This is a genomic window from Alcaligenes sp. Me129, from assembly GCF_050487245.1.
GTDB lineage: Bacteria > Pseudomonadota > Gammaproteobacteria > Burkholderiales > Burkholderiaceae_B > Alcaligenes > Alcaligenes phenolicus.
In genome coordinates this window covers 130,111-142,114 of record NZ_JBKQGX010000007.1, presented here as the reverse complement: position 1 = coordinate 142,114, position 12,004 = coordinate 130,111, and the positions used below count along the sequence as shown (strand labels likewise).

Below are 12,004 nucleotides of genomic sequence, written 5' to 3'. Positions count from 1 at the left end.
TGCAAAGTCAGCAGCTTGCCCCCAACGGATCAAGCTGCTTGCGGGACGGATCAATCAAACATATCGGGCTGGGTGCGCAACAGGTTTTCCCAGATCGGCTGAAAGTGCAGCCAGCCAATGTATTCGCTCCCTACGTGCTCACGGCTGTAACGGGCACGTTCGGGGGTCACCAGTGTTGGCGTCATGCCGGTTGCAGCAATCATCAATTGCTGCTGGCAGCAGCGTTCCAGCGCAATGAACCAGAAGGCGGCGGCTTCAATGCTGTGACGGCTGGCCGTCAGCAAACCATGGTTCTGGTGAATGGCTGCCTTGACGCCCGCAAAGGCATTAGCCACTTTGTGACCAGCCTTGGTTTCCACGGCAACCTGACCCGCTTCTTCGCGAATGACAACATGGTCTTCAAAAAAGGCGGCGGCATCCTGCGTAATAGGCAGGATTTCCTGGCCCAGTGAGGCAAACGCAGTGCCATAAACCGTATGGGCATGGCACATGGCAACGATGTCGGGATGTGCTTCGTGAACCGCAGCATGCAGGACAAAGCCGGCACGGTTCACCGCGTAATCGCCTTCCACCACTTTGCCTTCGTGGTCCGCCAGAATCAGGTTCGAGACCTTCACATCGGCAAAGTGCACGGCCATGGGATTGGTCCAGTACAGGCTGGGATGCTCGGGGTCGCGAATGGTCAGATGGCCTGCAAAACCATAGTCCAGACCATGCAGGGCAAAGGCACGGCAGGCGGCCACCAGGCGCTGCTTCAAATGCGTGCGCGCTTCTTCAAAAGACTCAAACTGGGGCTCTTCGGGATAGATCAGGCCCTGCTGCTCGGGCTGGTAAATGGACTTTCGGCCCGTCATGGCCAAAATTTCATTGATATCGGGTTTAGCGTTCATGGGAAGGTCTCCTTCGGGTTCGGCAAGATGTTGCGTTGCCCGCACGCCAGCCCATCCAGCGCAGCGTACGGGTGAAACGTAAAACCATGGTAGAGGTCGAAAACCATGAATGACAAACGAAGCTTTTTCAGCTATTGATTAAAAATATTCACCTGTTTAAGGCACCCTAATGCGAGCCATCCCTAATTTCGCCTGGCTACGAGCCTTTGAATCGGCCGCCCGGCTGGAGAGTTTCAGCCTGGCGGCCGATGAGCTGCACCTGACTCCTTCCGCGATCAGCCATCAGGTCAAAAGCCTGGAGACTCATCTGGGACGCAGCCTGTTCGTCCGTCACAACCGGCGTGTCAGCTTGAACAGCCAAGGCCAGGAGTTCTATCGGGAACTGACTCCCTTGCTGGACAAGCTGGCCCGGCTTTGCGAGGACACACAGGGAGAAAATGCCAGTACGCACGCCTTGACCGTGCATTGTGCACCCAGCCTGGCCGTGAAATGGCTGGGGCCACGTCTGCATGCTTTCATGCGGGAGCATCCCGGCTTGGCCATCCATCTGCGTACGGACGCCACACCGCCCGATCTGCACCAGTCCACCGACATTGACTGCGTGATCAGCTACGGACATGCCCCCAGCCACGACCCTAGGCTGGTGGTGGAGTCGCTGCACCCTGAACCGCTATTACCCTTATGCTCGCCCAAGCTCTATGCCAGTCTGGCTCTGCATCAGCCCTGGTACCTGCATTTGCCCTTGATCGATTCCACCATCAGTCCGGTCAGCTGGGCTGACTGGTTTGGCAGCAATGGCATGGCCGCCTCCCCCGGTCCACGTCTGTCCTTTGACCGCGGTGCCATGGCAGTTGCAGCAGCGGTGGATCAGTTGGGTGTCTGCCTGGAAACCCAGCGCTTTGCCGAACGCGAACTGGACAATCGGGAACTGATCGTCTTGCCCGCCCCCAATGGTCGCAGCCTGCAACGCGAGATGCATTTTCTCTACTACCGCAATCACCGCGACACGCTCAAACGCGTGGAACACCTGCGTGAATGGCTGCTGCGCGAGGCCAGCCTGACCCCGATGCGCTAAGCAAAATTTCCGTCCTAGGGATTTCCCCCGACCTGCCAATTTTTCCTTGACACCTCGAATATCGCCCCACAATACTGAACTCTGTATACAGAACACAGAACTCACAAAAAGGAGGCAGTATGAAGGTGTTTTATGACAAGGACGGCGATCTGGCCCTGGTGCAGCAACGCCGGGTTGCCATCATCGGCTACGGCTCTCAAGGCCATGCTCACGCATTGAATCTGCGTGATTCTGGCGTGGAAGTGGTCGTGGGTTTGCGCCCCAACAGTGCCTCGCGTCAAAAGGCCGCCATTGCCCGTCTGGCTGTGGCAGACATCGCGTCTGCCGTTCAACAAGCCGACATCGTGATGATGCTGCTGCCTGACGAGGACATTGCCCGCGTCTACGAGCAGGAAGTCGCCCCCCATATCCGCCCCGGCGCCACGCTGGGCTTTGCCCACGGTTTCAACATCCATTACGGCCAGATCCAGCCCCGCGACGATCTGGACGTCATCATGGTCGCCCCCAAGGCGCCCGGCCACACGGTGCGCTCCACCTATGTGGAGGGCGGCGGTGTCCCCCACCTGATTGCCATTCACGCCGACCGTTCCGGCCAGGCTCGTGACTTGGCCTTGTCCTACGCCATCGCCAATGGCGGCGGACGCTCCGGCGTCATCGAAACCGATTTTCGTGAAGAAACCGAAACGGATTTGTTTGGCGAGCAGGCGGTGCTCTGTGGCGGCATGGTGGATCTGGTCAAGTGTGGATTCGAAACCTTGGTCGAGGCGGGCTATGCCGAAGAAATGGCCTATTTCGAATGCCTGCATGAACTGAAGCTGATTGTGGATCTGCTGTACGAGGGTGGCATCGCCAACCTGAACTACAGCATCTCCAACAATGCCGAGTTTGGCGAATACCAGGCCGGTCCACGCATCGTGACCGAAGACACACGCCAGGCCATGAAAGCCTTGCTGCGCGACATCCAGGACGGCACCTATGCCAAGAATTTCATCCTGGAAAGCCGTGCCGGCCAACCTTCCTTGAATGCCCATCGACGCCTGAACCAGCGCCACCGCCTTGAAATCGTCGGCGAACAGCTGCGCGCCATGATGCCCTGGATCAGCGCCCAGGCGCTGGTCGACCGAAAAGTAGCCTGACCCTTTCCACCATTGATCTGTACACGAGGACGACATGACCGAAAAGAAACTGATTCCCTACGGCGGCTATTACACCAACCGCATTCCTGATCACGACCCTGAGTTGACCGAAGTTGGCCCTGGCACGCCCATGGGCGAGTACATGCGCCGCTTCTGGCATCCCGTCTGCATGGCAGCGGAACTGACCGACACCCCGCGTTTCCTGAAAATCATGGGGGAAGAGCTGGTCGCATTTCGCGACAAAAGCGGCCAGATCGGCCTGCTGCACGCCCATTGCGCCCACCGTGGCGCTTCTCTGGAGTACGGTGCCATCCAGGAAAAGGGCATTATGTGCTGCTACCACGGCATGGTGTTCGACGTAGACGGAACCTGTCTGCATGTCCCTTATCCGAAAGGCGAAGAAGCCGAGGGCGAAAAATACGCCTGCTCCATCCGCCAGGGTGCTTACAAGGCCTTCGAGCGCCATGGCCTGATTTTTGCCTATATGGGCCCACCTGATGCCGAACCTCCTTTCCCCGAATGGGAGGAAAACTTCACCGTCATGCCCGGTGATGAACTGGTGGCGTTCAGCAACTTCCAGCACTGCAACTGGCTGCAAGTACAGGACAACGCCGCTGACAACTTCCACCCCACCGCACTGCACGCTGCCAAGAACGTGGTAGGCGGCAACTACCAGGGCACCACGTTTGATGAGGTGGGCGCGGCCTCCATGGAAGTAGCCCCCGACATGCAGTTCATCCCGGTACACAATGGCCGCAGCCTGGCCTGCGCGGGTGCCCGTCGTGCCAGCAAGGACAATCTGTTTATCCGTGTTCAGCACCAGGTCCTGCCCAATCTGAGCCTGCATGCCTACACGTCCGAAGACGGTGCCCAGCAAAAGTTTTTCAGCCGCTTTCACATCGTGCGCTGGACCGTTCCCGTGGACGACCAGAACAGCAAGATGATTGGCTGGCGCGTCATGGGCCCTGGCATTGATACACGCGGAGTGGGTAACAAGGAGATGGTGGGCTACGAGACCATCGACTTTCTGGAAGGGCAGGTTGCGATGCGCCGTCCCGAGCGCTTTGGACAATACAAGCTGGAAGATCTGCCACCCATCCCGTCCGACCACCGTGCCCGTCACAACTACAAGGAATGCCAGCAGGCACCGGGCGATTACGAGGCCATCATCAGCCAGCGCCCGATTGCGGTCCATGCTCTGGAGAACCCGACCAAGTTCGACGCCGGGCTGTACATGTTCCGCAAGATGTTGCGCGATGCCTTGCGTGGCTCCAACCCTGCCGCGACCCCCGAAGGCTTTGCCCAATGGCTGAAAGACTGTGGGGGTGCCCCCAACAGCTATTGCTCGGGCAATGTCCTGGCGATTCCCGAGTCCGAGGATTTGGCCCAGGAAGTCGCACGCCGCCGACATGCCACGCGCGAAATCGTGCGCATCCTGACCTCGGCCGACAATCTGAAAGGCTCGGAGCGCGAGGCTTTCGTCAAACAGAGCATGCAGGAACTTCAACAATCGCTCAGCGCTGTCGCTGCTGAATCCTGATCGCCTGCCGCACCCGCTCCAAAGGGGCGGGTGCCCCATACGGAGAGCGCCATGAACGCCATTGCAGAACCCGCCACTCCCGTCCAGGCGGCTACCAACCCGGACGGGCTGCTGTCACTGCGGATCCGGCAAATCCGCTACGAAGCGCAAGGCATCAATTCTTATGAACTCAGCTGTCCTCAGGGTGGCGAATTGCCTGCCTTCGAAGCCGGTGCCCATATAGACGTACATATTCAACCCGGCCTGATCCGCCAATACTCGCTGTGCAACCCTCCTCATGAGCGTCATCGCTACGTCATTGCTGTCCTGCGTGATGCCAATGGACGAGGCGGTTCACGCACCTTGCACGACGTCTTGCAGGTCCAGCAGCAAGTCACCGTCAGCACGCCCCGAAATCATTTTCGACTGGACCCGAATGCACGCCGTTCCATTCTGTTAGCCGGGGGTATAGGTATCACGCCCATCAAGGCGATGGCCCACTTTCTGGAGTCTCAGGGTCAGCCCTTTGAATTGCACTATTGCACTCGCAGCCACGACACGGCCGCCTTTGGCTCCGAACTGCTCACATGGCAAGAACAAGGCCGCCTGCATCTGCATCTGGACAACGGCAACCCCGCACAAGGTCTGAATCTGCAGGATCTGCTGGCCAATGCAGTTGAAGGGACTCACGTATATTACTGCGGCCCAACCGGCTTCATGCAAGCCTGTGCGCAGGCCAGCTCGCATTGGCCTGCCGGTTCCGTGCATTGCGAACACTTCAAGGCGCCTGAACCTGCCCCTAATGCCAATACCCTGCCTCCCGGTGCCTTCGTGGCGCAGATTGCCAGTACCGGCCAGTGCATTGAGGTTGCTCCCGATCAATCCCTGAGCGATGCCTTGACGCAAGCCGGTGTGCCGATTGCCACCTCCTGCGTATCGGGCCTGTGCGGCACATGCCGCATCAACTATCTGCAAGGCGATGTGGATCACCAGGACTACATCCTCAGTCCCGACGAGCAAAGCCATTGCCTGACCGCCTGCGTGTCACGCGCACGCTCGGGCGTACTGGTTCTGGACCTGTAAGGCCATCTCCTGGTCCTGGCTCCCGCCAGGGCGCACCCCATTTACTTCGGGCACGCTCATGGCCCAAGGAGTCACCACAGCACCTGCTACAGAGCGGCTTGCATACGGCCGCCATCAAACACTCCCCGGCAGCACAACGACGAACACAACAATATTCGCGGAGACAACAATGACTGCATTGAAAACCATGGTGGGGGGAATAGACCACCTGAACCGCTGTATCGGATTCATCATCAAATGGCTATTGCTGGCCACCACCATTCTGAGCGCCAGCAACGCCATCACTCGCAAGGCCTTTGACCTGAGCTCCAACGGCATGCTGGAAGCTCAGTGGTACCTGTATGCGGCTGTCTTTCTCTTGGGAGGAGGCTACGCATTTCTGCATAACAGCCATGTTCGTATCGACTTCGTTTCCACCCGCCTGGGAGCGCGGGGACGCAACCTGGTGGACATCGCCGGGATTGTTGTCGTCCTGATCCCGTTCTGTATTTTTGTCATCAACCTGAGCTGGGGATTCTTCACCGCCGCCTGGCATTCGGGTGAAATGTCCGGCAACGCCGGCGGGCTGGTGCGCTGGCCCGCCTACCTGCTGATTCCTGCCGGCTTTAGCCTGCTGTTGCTTCAGGGCTTGGCCGAGCTGGTCAAACGTATCCTGTTCCTGACAGGCAAAGGGCCGGACTGCATTGCTGAAGATAATGCCCAGGACACGCCTATTCATGTGCCAGCCGAAGCGCTATCGACCGCACAGGAGGGCGCACGATGATTGCCACCTTTATCACGGACTACTTCGTCCCCATCATGTTCCTGAGCCTGATTGTGCTCTTGCTGACCGGCTTTCCTGTGGCCTTCGGACTGGCCGCTACCGGCCTGGTATTTGGCGTACTAGGCATTGCACTGGACCTGTTTCCGACCAATCTGTTCCAGGTTTTGCCGCTACGCATCTTTGGCATCATGCAAAACGAAACCATGCTGGCCATCCCCTTTTTCACGCTAATGGGCATCATCCTGGAACGGTCGGGCATGGCAGAAGACCTGCTTGAAACCATGGGCCAGCTCTTTGGTGCTGTCCGTGGTGGCCTGGCCGTTTCGGTTGTCCTGGTAGGGGCCCTTCTGGCCGCCTCCACCGGCGTCACATCGGCGGTGGTGATCTCCATGGGCCTGATCTCCTTGCCCGTCATGCTGCGCTACGGCTACAAACCGGAAATTGCTACGGGCGTCATCACCGCCTCAGGTGCTCTGGTACAGGCGTTGCCGCCGTCTCTGGTCCTGATTGTGATGGCCGATCAATTGGGCCGCTCAGTCGGAGACATGTACGCAGCGGCACTGGGCCCAGGTCTCTTGCTGCTGGTGATCTACATTACATTCGTCATTGTTCTGGCCTTGATCCGTCCTTCCTGGATGCCAGCACTGCCAGAACAGGCCAGAAGTCAGGTGACAGCCACTGGTGCAAGCGGACGACGGTCGCTGGGCATGTTGGTCCTGCTGTGCGCCTTCATCGGGTTTACCTGGGCAGGCCTGCACAACGAAGTCATGGCCCAGGTCTTTTCCCAGCCTGCTCAGGCTCCCACGGATCAAGTGGCCATCACCGCCCTGGTTGTCGCCTCCATGAGTGCGCTGCTATTTGCCACTGTGAACCGGGTTACAGGCTGGGGTCTGCTCTCGCAACTGGCCGAACGCTTTGTCTTCGCCCTGATCCCGCCAGTCATCCTGATCTTTCTGGTCCTTGGCACCATATTCCTGGGAATTGCTACACCAACAGAAGGCGGTGCCATGGGTGCAATTGGCGCGCTGATACTGGCCTTGATACGCAAACGCCTGAACTGGTCCTTGCTCAATCAAGCTCTGGAAAATACCGCCAAGCTGGCTATTTTCGTGATGTTCATCCTGATCGGCTCCACCGTCTTCAGCTTCACATTCAGTGCCGCAGACGGCCACCTGTGGGTAGAGCACCTGTTTGATGCCATTCCCGGTGGCGAGCTGGGTTTTGTCATTGCCGTCAGCGCCATCATCTTTGTGCTGGGCATGTTTCTGGACTTTTTTGAAATTGCATTCATTGTGGTGCCCTTACTGGCACCCGTCGCCAACAGCCTGGGCATTGATCTGATCTGGTTCGGTATCGTGATTGCTCTGGTCCTGCAAACCTCCTTTCTGACACCCCCGTTCGGTTTTGCCTTGTTGTATTTGCGCAGCGTGGCACCCCGATCCGACTATGTAGATTCCGTTAGCCAGCAAACTATTCCAAGGGTTCGTACCCAGCAGATCTGGAAGGGCTCAGCCTACTTCGTCGTACTACAATTGCTGGTGGTGGGTATTGTGATTGCCTATCCGCAACTGGTAACGGGAGGCTTGCACAAAACAGTCAGCCTGAGCGATGAAGAAATCCTGCTCCAGCTGAACCGTCCCGCCCCCATGCTCAGCCCAGGAGCAATACAGGCAGACGACCCGCTAAGCAACCCGTTCGAGGTACAGGCGACGTCAGACCAGGACCCCATGGCGGCGCTCTTGCAATCCATGCGGACCACGCCCTGATGTAAACCCAGGGCCGCAGCCAGGCTGCGGCCTTAACTTGTTTTTTGTTTGTAGCGGAGTTCCAGACCTCATGCATGCCAAGCTTTCCGGTAAGTTGCAGGCCCGTCCACACTATGTTGACGAGGTCTATCGCATCCTGCTCGATGCCATCAGCGACGGCTCTCTGGCCCCCGGCTCGCGCATCACTCAGGAAGACATTGCCGAGCAGCTCAACGTGTCCCGCTCGCCGGTGTTGCAGGCCATCCAGTTGCTGAAAAAAGACGGGCTGCTACAAGATGCCGAAGGGCGGGGCGTCATGGTGGCCCCGCTGGATCTGGAACATATCGGGCACCTGTATCAAGTTCGTGGCGCATTGGAAGCTTTGGCTACCAAGCTGGCGGCACGCCAAAGCTCCGTACTGGACCCGGACCTGATCCGTCTGGGCCGCAAGGTTGCTCGTGGTCACGATGTGCGCGCCATGATCGAAGCCGACGAAGCCTTTCACAAAGCAATTTACGAAGCGTCGGGCAACCCCATGATCGCCGAGAGCGCACAAGTTCATTGGGTACACCTGCGACGTGTCATGGGGGCTGTACTGCAATCAGCAGAACAGCGTCTGTCCATCTGGGACGAGCATGAAGAACTGGCTGCGGCCATTGCGTCGGGCAACGAAGCAGGCGCCCTTGCCATCTGCGAACGGCATATGCACAACGCCAGCGACAAGCTGCTGACTCGCCTGCAGGAAATACTGGAACAGCCAGTGTAAGAACAATACAAAACCAAGGACAGAGCGCCCCTGTAAAAAAGGGCGTTCTTCATTGCACTGTACGTCCTGTGTTAGAAGCCCCTCTTACTCCATATGCGCCAACGCCGCGACCGGCACAGGCTTCACTGGCGCTTGAGCCTTGTAAATTCCCACTTGATCTATGCCCCGGCCCAAACGACTGGCCAGCATCTGCGCCACGGTGTGTTGGCAGTAGCGCCCCTGGCACATGCCCATTCCGGTACGACAGGCCAATTTGATGCTATTGATATCCGTCACATAAGGATGAGCGTCCAGAAACTGATTCACCTCCTGTGCCGTGACTTCCTCGCAGCGGCACACCACTGTATCCGGGGTGATTGCCTGGGCCAGTGCCTCCAGCTTGGGGGCAAACAAGGCGATAACGGTGTCGGTAAAACGACGATTACGACCCAGGCGCAGTTGCAGGTCGGCAATGGTTTTTGCTATCTCTGTCACGGCCGCTGGCGGCTGCAATTCCAGCACACATTGCCACGCCGCCAGCTCACCTTGCAGATGGGCGTTGAATGCTCCTGCAATACCCGTCTGCTCTCCAGCAACCAGTACGCCTGACTGAGTACTGTGCAGCCTATCATCATGCTGCACCAGCCAGCCGCCAGCGGCACTGTCCCACCGCACGGCACAGCCTGTCTGGCGCGCCAATTCCGTACTGGCGAGCAGGCCATAACCCACGACCACCGTATCTGCCTCTACACGTCTTTGTGTGCCCGCGATGGCGTGCCAGTTTTGATCCACTTTACATAGCGTGGCAGCCTGAACGGACTCGTCACCATGGACACGCTCTATACCCGTTGCAAAGCGCAAAGGCACACCATGACGACGCAGTTTCAACAAGATCGCCAGCAGCTGTTTAACCAGCCGGGACTGTCCCGGTAGAGCACGTGTAGCGCGCAGCATTTCCTTCATGGACGGCAAACTGCGGGCGATGGCAACTTCGGCAATCTGTGCACCGGCATCCAGCAACAACTCAGCAACCAGAAGCAGCAGGGGATGGCCGCCCACCAACAGAAAACGCTGTCCCGGCATCAGGCTTTGGCTCTTGATCATGGTTTGCACCCCACCGGCGCTCAGCACGCCCGGCAAGGTCCAACCCGGAAAGGCCACGGGCAAGTCATAGGCCCCGGTCGCAATCAACACCCGGCGGGCTTTCAGCACGGAGGCGCCCTGTGGGCCAGCAGTGCCGATCTGACGCATATGCTCATCCTGCGGGTCGTCAAAAATCCCCCACACCAGGGTACTGAAATGCCACTGCACAGCCGTGGTGGCCCGCGCCCAGGCAAACAAGCTGTGTGAAAAAGGATAGGTGTGCATGGAGTCCGGGTCCGCTGCCGCAAACTCCTCGGGTGCCTGCCGGAATACCTGTCCGCCAAAGCGCGGCTGCTCGTCCAGCACGGCCACGCTTAAACCCTGCGAGCTAGCCACTCGAGCCGCAGACAGTCCTGCCGGACCTGCCCCCACAATCAATAAATCCAGAATGTCAGACATCGTCGGCTACCTCGATCTGCATACCGCTACGTACCGTAGTCATGCAACTGCGCTGCCCCTGCACCCCGTCAATGGTCACGATGCAGTCAAAGCACACGCCCATATTGCACACCGGACGACGTGGCGCACCACTGGCGGTGCGACGAAAAGCGCCGACTCCGGCCGCCAGCAAAACCGTCGCCACGGTTTCACCGAGATAACAGGCTGTCTCATGACCATTGATTGTCACCACAGCTGGCTCGAAGCGCTGGCGTTTATGCAGCAAGCGTTGTGCGTCAGGCAAAGGTCAAACTCCTAAAACGATCAGGATCGTAGGCAGAGATATCCAGGCTGGGCGGCTGGCCCAGCATCTGCGCTACCAGCAAATGAGCGTAGGTCAAACCCAGGGTGAAGGCGGCTCCACCAGTGGCAATGAACAAACCGGGGCGGTGCGGCACTTGGCCCAGCAACGGCAGTTGATCCGACACCAAAGAGGTCACCCCGGTCCAGGAGCGCAAGACAGGCAAGGAGGCCAGTTGGGGGACGACACTGCAGGCGGTCTGTACGCTGCGTTGCAAAGAATCCAGGTTCAGACTGGGCTTGCGTTCCAGATCTGCAATCCCATTACGGTGATGCAGTGTGGAAGGCCAGCCGCCGCCAATCAGCACCGTGCCTTCAGCCGTTTGCTTCAAGGACAGACGTCGTCCCACGTGCTGGAACAGGTAATCCATAAAGGGCGCGGTGCGTGCGGTGGCCGTCATGGTCAGGGCAATCGGGCTGACGGGTAACTGCGAGCCGGTCATTTGCGCAATGCGCCCGGACCAGACACCGGCAGCAATCAGAACCTGCTTGCTGCGACATTGCTCCCCACTGAGCACCTTGGCTTGCCAGTCAGAACCCACTCGCTTCAAGTCCACCACCTGGCATTGGCTAAGGATCTGCGCACCCAAAGCCCGCGCGGCGGCTGCCAGGGCCAGACTGGCGCGGCGAGGGTCGGCTTTGCCTTCATCAGCACAAAAAGCCCCCATCAGCACGGAGTCCGACAAATAGGGCGCTTTGGCTTGTAAAGCGGCCCGGTCCAGTAGCTCGACCTTCAGGCCGGCCTGGTTTTCCAGACGGCTTTTTTGTTCCAGAACCTGGGCTTGCTGTGCCGTTTCCGCCAGCATGAAGCCGCCTTTCTGACGCACGCCCACCGACACACCCAACTGATCTTCCAGGGCCCGCCAGCGGGCAATGGCGTCCACATGCAAGGGCATGGCTTGCAAGGCGCGTTTGCTGGCCTCCAGCCCCGCCTCGATCATGCGGTATTCCATCTGGAAATGCAGGCTGCCCGCGTTCTGGCTGGATGCCTGCAGGCCCAGCTCACCTTGTTCGATCAAGGTCACGGGCACCCCCGCCAGGCTCAAATAGTAGGCAGCGGCACAGCCCAGCAGCCCGCCGCCAATGATCAGGACATCCGTCCGGGCGGGCAGGGTGCCGGGGGCACAGGCAGGAGGGGGGGAAAGAGAATCAGGCTTGGGGCTCATA

The 12,004-nt window shown here is 58.9% G+C and carries 11 protein-coding genes; 7 read left to right on the top strand and 4 right to left on the bottom strand.

What is annotated here, in order from left to right; all coding sequences use genetic code 11:
- Positions 1-50: 50 nt before the first annotated feature.
- Positions 51-890, bottom strand: coding sequence for a class II aldolase/adducin family protein (locus ACLPGZ_RS09635; RefSeq protein ID WP_060186776.1), 840 nt, complete (start codon positions 888-890; stop codon positions 51-53).
- A 169-nt stretch (positions 891-1,059) separates the two neighbouring features.
- Between ACLPGZ_RS09635 and ACLPGZ_RS09630 the strand changes: the two genes are divergently transcribed.
- The 7 genes from ACLPGZ_RS09630 (at position 1,060) to ACLPGZ_RS09600 (ending at position 8,977) form a co-directional block, all read left to right on the top strand.
- The gene (locus tag ACLPGZ_RS09630; RefSeq protein WP_045930481.1) at positions 1,060-1,965 is read left to right on the top strand and encodes a LysR substrate-binding domain-containing protein; all 906 of its coding nucleotides are present in this window, start codon (positions 1,060-1,062) and stop codon (positions 1,963-1,965) included.
- A gap of 74 nt (positions 1,966-2,039) precedes the next feature.
- Positions 2,040-3,101 carry a ketol-acid reductoisomerase gene (ilvC, locus tag ACLPGZ_RS09625; RefSeq protein WP_223254111.1) on the top strand — a complete coding sequence of 354 codons (1,062 nt, stop codon included), beginning with the start codon at positions 2,040-2,042 and terminating at the stop codon, positions 3,099-3,101.
- Positions 3,102-3,135: 34 nt separating this feature from the next.
- Complete coding sequence (locus ACLPGZ_RS09620; protein ID WP_042485031.1) at positions 3,136-4,641, top strand: Rieske 2Fe-2S domain-containing protein; 1,506 nt, start codon at positions 3,136-3,138, stop codon at positions 4,639-4,641.
- 51 nt (positions 4,642-4,692) lie between these two features.
- Positions 4,693-5,703, top strand: a complete 1,011-nt coding sequence (locus ACLPGZ_RS09615) for a PDR/VanB family oxidoreductase (RefSeq protein WP_060186778.1) — start codon at positions 4,693-4,695, stop codon at positions 5,701-5,703.
- Positions 5,704-5,872: 169 nt separating this feature from the next.
- Complete coding sequence (locus ACLPGZ_RS09610) at positions 5,873-6,466, top strand: TRAP transporter small permease subunit (protein WP_060186779.1); 594 nt, start codon at positions 5,873-5,875, stop codon at positions 6,464-6,466.
- Positions 6,463-8,232: a TRAP transporter large permease gene (locus ACLPGZ_RS09605; protein ID WP_035269430.1), complete on the top strand. Its 1,770-nt coding sequence runs from the start codon at positions 6,463-6,465 to the stop codon at positions 8,230-8,232. The genes ACLPGZ_RS09610 and ACLPGZ_RS09605 overlap by 4 nt, the downstream gene beginning before the upstream one ends.
- A 70-nt stretch (positions 8,233-8,302) precedes the next feature.
- Positions 8,303-8,977, top strand: coding sequence for a GntR family transcriptional regulator (locus ACLPGZ_RS09600; RefSeq protein WP_429641154.1), 675 nt, complete (start codon positions 8,303-8,305; stop codon positions 8,975-8,977).
- 84 nt (positions 8,978-9,061) lie between these two features.
- Here ACLPGZ_RS09600 and ACLPGZ_RS09595 read toward each other — a convergent pair whose 3' ends face one another.
- The 3 genes from ACLPGZ_RS09595 to ACLPGZ_RS09585 are packed head-to-tail and all read right to left on the bottom strand — an operon-like array spanning position 9,062 to position 12,003.
- Positions 9,062-10,498: an FAD-dependent oxidoreductase gene (locus ACLPGZ_RS09595; protein ID WP_429641153.1), complete on the bottom strand. Its 1,437-nt coding sequence runs from the start codon at positions 10,496-10,498 to the stop codon at positions 9,062-9,064.
- The gene (locus tag ACLPGZ_RS09590) at positions 10,491-10,781 is read right to left on the bottom strand and encodes a (2Fe-2S)-binding protein (RefSeq protein ID WP_080655528.1); all 291 of its coding nucleotides are present in this window, start codon (positions 10,779-10,781) and stop codon (positions 10,491-10,493) included. The genes ACLPGZ_RS09595 and ACLPGZ_RS09590 overlap by 8 nt, the downstream gene beginning before the upstream one ends.
- On the bottom strand, positions 10,774-12,003 hold the full coding sequence (locus tag ACLPGZ_RS09585; RefSeq protein WP_376911619.1) for an NAD(P)/FAD-dependent oxidoreductase: 1,230 nt from the start codon (positions 12,001-12,003) through the stop codon (positions 10,774-10,776). The genes ACLPGZ_RS09590 and ACLPGZ_RS09585 overlap by 8 nt, the downstream gene beginning before the upstream one ends.
- Between the last annotated feature and the right edge of the window lies 1 nt (position 12,004).

Coding starts and splice junctions, on each gene's coding strand:
- ACLPGZ_RS09620 (WP_042485031.1), top strand. CDS start 3,136: ATGACCGAAAAGAAACTGATTCCCTACGGCGGCTATTACACCAACCGC.
- ACLPGZ_RS09605 (WP_035269430.1), top strand. CDS start 6,463: ATGATTGCCACCTTTATCACGGACTACTTCGTCCCCATCATGTTCCTG.
- ACLPGZ_RS09585 (WP_376911619.1), bottom strand. CDS start 12,003: ATGAGCCCCAAGCCTGATTCTCTTTCCCCCCCTCCTGCCTGTGCCCCC.
- ACLPGZ_RS09635 (WP_060186776.1), bottom strand. CDS start 890: ATGAACGCTAAACCCGATATCAATGAAATTTTGGCCATGACGGGCCGA.
- ACLPGZ_RS09615 (WP_060186778.1), top strand. CDS start 4,693: ATGAACGCCATTGCAGAACCCGCCACTCCCGTCCAGGCGGCTACCAAC.
- ACLPGZ_RS09630 (WP_045930481.1), top strand. CDS start 1,060: ATGCGAGCCATCCCTAATTTCGCCTGGCTACGAGCCTTTGAATCGGCC.
- ACLPGZ_RS09595 (WP_429641153.1), bottom strand. CDS start 10,498: ATGTCTGACATTCTGGATTTATTGATTGTGGGGGCAGGTCCGGCAGGA.
- ACLPGZ_RS09600 (WP_429641154.1), top strand. CDS start 8,303: ATGCATGCCAAGCTTTCCGGTAAGTTGCAGGCCCGTCCACACTATGTT.
- ACLPGZ_RS09610 (WP_060186779.1), top strand. CDS start 5,873: ATGACTGCATTGAAAACCATGGTGGGGGGAATAGACCACCTGAACCGC.